4 protein-coding genes and 1 pseudogene are annotated in these 5,647 nt (G+C 28.3%); 2 read left to right on the top strand and 3 right to left on the bottom strand.

Going from position 1 to position 5,647, the window contains the following annotated elements:
- Positions 1–168: 168 nt before the first annotated feature.
- Positions 169–1,536, bottom strand: a complete 1,368-nt coding sequence (locus RT41_RS09850) for an MFS transporter (protein ID WP_096819220.1) — start codon at positions 1,534–1,536, stop codon at positions 169–171.
- 47 nt (positions 1,537–1,583) lie between these two features.
- Complete coding sequence (locus tag RT41_RS09845; protein ID WP_096819218.1) at positions 1,584–2,405, bottom strand: MurR/RpiR family transcriptional regulator; 822 nt, start codon at positions 2,403–2,405, stop codon at positions 1,584–1,586.
- A gap of 144 nt (positions 2,406–2,549) precedes the next feature.
- On the opposite strand from RT41_RS09845, the gene rpiA reads away from it, so the two are divergent.
- Positions 2,550–3,272 carry a ribose 5-phosphate isomerase A gene (gene rpiA / locus RT41_RS09840; protein ID WP_342743694.1) on the top strand — a complete coding sequence of 241 codons (723 nt, stop codon included), beginning with the start codon at positions 2,550–2,552 and terminating at the stop codon, positions 3,270–3,272.
- On the top strand, positions 3,245–4,222 hold the full coding sequence (locus tag RT41_RS09835; RefSeq protein WP_096819214.1) for a Gfo/Idh/MocA family protein: 978 nt from the start codon (positions 3,245–3,247) through the stop codon (positions 4,220–4,222). Before rpiA ends, RT41_RS09835 begins: the two co-directional genes overlap by 28 nt.
- 898 nt (positions 4,223–5,120) lie before the next feature.
- On the opposite strand, the pseudogene RT41_RS10520 reads toward RT41_RS09835, so the two are convergent.
- Positions 5,121–5,647: pseudogene (locus tag RT41_RS10520) on the bottom strand (hypothetical protein); the annotation flags it as partial.

Here is a 5,647-nt window from a genome sequence, read left to right as displayed (position 1 = left end):
GACAAAGGACAAAAACATGCAAAAATCAGGAAGTATTATCTAAAAAATGAAAAACTTATAAAATAAAAAGTCACTAAAAATTCTTAGTGACTTTATATTTTTTATATTAAATAAAATGAGTAGCTACAATATAAATAATAGCTGAAAGTCAGTAAAAATGACAGAACTCTAATCTAAAGACTTTTTATTTAATATTTTGAAGACACCTATAAAATTAAATAGTGCTAAACAAAGCAATAAAATAAATAAATTATGGGTACCTTTTTCTAGACTTGTTGAATTTGAAACAACAAGACTAGCAACTGAAGTTCCTAAAGATCCTAAAAATTGGTTTGTTGTTTGAAAGAAAGCATTAGCATTAGTTTTATCTGACAAAGATATTTTATCAAGTGTATTTGTAATTATTGTATTCATAGGAAAGTTTCTACCAACTGTAAATCCTATATAGAGGAACATGATAGTTAGAAAAGATAACTGATCTGTATTTATAGATAAAATTGATAAAGAGATGACTAGTAATATATTACCAAAGATTATCCCAAGCTTAGGTCCTTTAGCATCATATAATTTTCCTACTTTAGGATTAAGAAGAGCTCCAATTAATGTACCCGGTAACATTGAAAAACCAGCTAATAAACTACCAGTTCCTTTTGAATTCTCTAAAAATATTGGAATAATAAAATTAACAGCTAGATTTGAAAATTGATAAATCCCAAAAAGTAACAAAGAAAAACTGAAAAAAGAATTTGAAAATACTCTAATATTTAGAAAAGTTTTTGAGGAAGTAAGGCTTCGCCATATATACATACCTAAAGCGAGTAAGAAAACAATCAATAAAATTATATTAATATTACCTTTAGCTATACTATTTATTCCTATAATAAAGCTAGTCAAAGTCGTTGATAACAGAATAAATGCTACTAAATCTAATTTTACTATGTTCTTAATACGTACAGAATTACTAAGATTTCGATTACCTATGAATAAAGCAATAATTGGTAGAGTGAGTAATCCGATAAAAATCCATCGCCATCCTGCAGTACTTACTAATAAGCCTCCGTAAGATGGTCCAATTGATGGAGCTATTGAAATAATTAAACTTCCAATACCCATCCATAATCCAATAACTTTGTGAGGAATACGATCCAAAATTACATTAAACAATAGAGGAGTTCCTATACCAGTAGAAATACCTTGAAAAAGTCTACCTAAAAGTAGCATTGGAAAGTTGATACTAAAAATACATATAATGCTACCTAGTAAGAAACTTCCTAAAGCCATAAAAAAAAGTTGTCTTTCTAAAAATTTCTGTTTTAGAAAAGCGCTTAAAGTCATAACAATTGCCACATCTAACAAATAAAAGCTAGTGAGTCCCTGTACAGTATTTAAACTGACATTAAAAAACTTCATTAAACTGGGGAAAGCGACATTCATACTTGTCTCTGAAATTATACCCGAAAAACTTATAAATCCAATGGATATTATTCCTAAAGCAGTTCTTTTATCCACTGTATTATCTATATTATTATCAACCACCTTTACTACCTTCCATATCTAATTATATTTTTTCATTTAGATAAAAATCAAAGCTTAGCTTCAGAAATAATTTGTTCATGCAATTTTATATTTTCTAATCTACTCTTATCTTGGGAAAGTATCAGAAAAATTAATTCAATCAGATACATTGCTGAGAGTCTAGAGAAATAGTAGTCATTATGGAAGAAATAATCTCTACTGAAACTTGTTAGATGAAAATTAGAAAGTCGTGCAATAGGAGAATCAGGATGATTAGTTATTGAAATGATAGGAATTTTTTTTCCTTTTGCAATATTAATTAGTTTAATCAAAGACTTTGATTCGCCAGAGTTTGAAATGACTATTAATAAATCTTCTTTTCGCATATTTAAAGTAAAAGCTGTTTGTACTTGCCAATCATCAAATACGACAGATGTAATACCTAGTTGATTAAATCGATAACTTGCATCATTAGCTACAGGAATAGTATTCCCAGATGCAACAAAATGAATGAGTTTACCATTAGTTATAAGTTTAATGATGCTTTCTAGATTATCTATATCCAAATTGTCAGTTGCAGCAACGAGTTCAGTAGTTTTTATTTTGCTAATATTCCTAATTAATTCATTTAGTGACGTGTTTTTATTTACTTTTATATTTTCGTTGTCTTGTATTCTAGCTAGCTCAATTTTTAATTGATGAAAACCAGTCAAATTTAATTTTTTACAAAACCTTGAAATACTTGCTTCACTTACATTAGAGTTTCTGGCTAGTAATGCAATAGGCATGTCAATAACCATTTTAGGATTTTTTAGAATAAATTCAGCTATTTTTTTTTCACTTTCAAAGAAATTTTGAAAATTAACTTGTATTTGATCGAGTATATTCATTATCTATCCTTTTTTATTTTTTTAATATAAATATTAACCTTTACATATATTATTATAGCACATATAAGATAAAATGTGAAATATAATTTCTTTTTAAAAAATTGCATTAAATAAAATTTTATGATATAGTTGATATGTAAATGAATTTCATGGAGGTGCATCATTACGAAAGAAAATATCGCGAACTTTGCAATAAATCTTATAAAAGATGGGCAAACTATAGGTTTGGGCGGAGGAAGAAACGTATCATTAATTGTGAAGAGTTTAGAAAAAAGTTCTCTTAAGCACATTAGAATTGTGACAGTATCTAACGAAACCAAGAATCTGTGTGAACAAATGGGTCTTAATTTAGTTGAATTTGAAGAAGTAGATCAAGTCGATTGGACTTTTGATGGCTGTGATTGGATTAATAGAAAGTTTCAAGCGTTGAAAACAAGAGGAGGGATACAAACTGAAGAGAAAATGTTGGCTCAAGTCTCTAAACATTATGTTTTACTTGTAACAAAAGAGAAACTATATGATCCTAAAAAAACAGAATTACCGATTTGTTGTGAAATCTTGCCAAATTCAATAAAACTAATTAGAAAAAAATTATTAAATTATAATGCTGATTTTAATTTAAGGATTTCAAATAATATGCCAATAAAAACAAGACATGGAAATTATTTAATTGATGTTCAATGGAAAAATAGTGATATTCCAGAATATATAAGTACAGTCTTAGACTCAATAGCTGGGATAGTTTCTCATAGTTTTTTTTTGAATGAAATTACAGAAGTTCTATACAGTGATGATAACGTAAAGCACATACATAAAAATAGAGAGAGAGAAAAAGAAGAATGGGAAAATATAATTGGGGGATTGTAGGTACAGGATGGATTGCTGGAGAGATGGCACAAACTCTAAGTGATATACATGGAGAAATTTATTCGATAACTAGTACAAATTCAAAAGAGTTAAAAGAATTTATGAAAAAATACCCAGTTAAAAAAATATATTACTCTTTAGATGAATTATTAAATGATAAAGAAGTAGATATTATTTATATAGCTACACCTCATCATGTACATTCAGAAATAATTCAAAAGTCACTTGAGGCAGGGAAAAATGTTATTTCGGAAAAAGCTATCACAGTTAACAGTGAAGAGTTAGAAGAACTAATCCAATTGGCTAAGGATAATGAATTAGTGCTAATGGAAGCAATGACTGTTTTACATATGCCATTATGGAAAACAATAAAAGATGAAGTTGACAAGGGACTTGTTGGAACAGTTAAAATGATTCAAGTTAATTTTGGGAGTCACAAAGAATATGATATCAATAATAGATTTTTTAACCCAGACTTAGCTGGAGGCGCTCTACTTGATATAGGGGGATATGCTATAAGCGTAGCTCGTTTATTTATGTATTCTCAACCCACTGAAATTTTAACTACTGTAAAATATTTTGAAACAGGGGTTGATGAACAATCAGTAATCGTATTAAAAAATAAAGAAGTACAAATGGCCTCTATTACTTTATCAATGCAGGCTAAACAACCTAAAAGAGTTTTAATCACGGGAGATAAAGGGTACATCGAAGTATACGACTATCCTCGTGGGACAAAAGCAAAATTTGTAGAGACTGAAACTGGTGACGAGAGAATAATAGAAATTGGTGATTCACTAAAAGCGCTAGCTTATGAAGTTTCGGATATGGAAAAATTAATAGAACAGAAGGAATTTTCTTCTGCCAACAGTTTTACCTTAGAAGTGATGAAATTGATGACAAAAATAAGGGAGAAGTGGGGCTTCATTTATCCTTTTGAAAACAAGTAACAGTATTTCTACTGTTTAATTGACAGAACTTTTTACATGGTTATAGAATGTATGAAACACCTCTTAATTTACTGATAAATTAAAGAATACTTTATGTAAAAAGAAAGTGGATATTAATTGACAATTAAAAAGAGAACAAGATGTTCTCTTTTTTTAATCGTTGTATCAATAGTCAATAATCAAGAAAAAGTTAGAAAAAAATCCATAAGCAGTGATTTTATAAATTTTATATACTGTTCGCAAAATACCAATTTTCTGAAAAATTAAACTAAAAAAGCTAGACAAGAAATTATCANTCTAGCTTTTCCTCATGTTCTACTTAGTTACTTGAGAATAAAGAATAACTTTCCCCTTCTACTACTTTTTGTCTAATATCAGATAGTAGACAAGAAAAGGTAGCTCTATAACTCCCGTTATTATGCTATTAATGTAAAAACTGTCATTATATCTTTTCAGTGGACTACCATTAATTATCATTAAACTAAAAGTTACAATCATAATGATTATAAAAAATATGTACATAAAAAAGTTTCTTTGGATTTTTTTATAATAAATTAAGGAACCTTTGTATAAAATTTGTCGCTTTGCTTCTGCATCTCTCTCTTTCGTATTCATTAATAGATAATTTTTTTTCAGTATATTTAATTTTTTAATAAACGAATACAGGTACCTTATTATAAAAAAGAACATAACTAAATTTGTTGCTTTAAATATCAAAATGTCAGAGTTGCTGTAGCTTATTTCACTATTATATAAAAATAATATTTGAACTAATGAGATAACAATTGATATAAAAAATATTTTTGATGTTAGTTGCATTATGCGTAATTTTTTTAAATAATTCATTAAATTTATACTGCTCCTCTTTCCCAAATAACTTTTTTAGAAATATCTGAAATTATATTTGATCAAAATATTTATCCACTTTATTTAGGGATGAAAATAAGTCAACAACAGCAAGAACAGCATCAGCCGCAGAGTATGGTATCTTAAATGCAGAAAATACTAATTCCATTACGAAAACAGAGATTCCTGAAAATACCATTGATGCTATTGCTAGGGCTATCGCTAAAGACAGTCCTCCTATTATCCTAGTTTCACTGGATGCAATTCCCTTTACTGCAGATATATAACCTCTTGTTGCATCATTAGCAGCATGAGTTTTTTGCTTATCACCTAACCTAACATAATTAATACGTCCATCCGCACTTTCAGCATAAGCAAATTTTGTATGTGCGAATAAAATTGTCTCATACGAATGAATCTTACCCATTTCTGATATTAACCCTTTGGAGGCATTATTTTGAAACTCTATACTTTTTTTGAATAGATAATCTACTGGATTTGCTGTAACTATTTCTAATTGAGAAATGATTTTATGATTTAAAAGGCTAGGAGCTGGTCTACTTTGACCTGATAAGGGAT

Source organism: Lactococcus fujiensis JCM 16395, from assembly GCF_002441655.1.
In the GTDB taxonomy this organism is placed as follows: Bacteria; Bacillota; Bacilli; order Lactobacillales; family Streptococcaceae; genus Lactococcus; species Lactococcus fujiensis.
The sequence above is the reverse complement of the archived record's forward strand: the minus strand, read 5'-3'. Positions and strand labels throughout refer to the sequence as shown.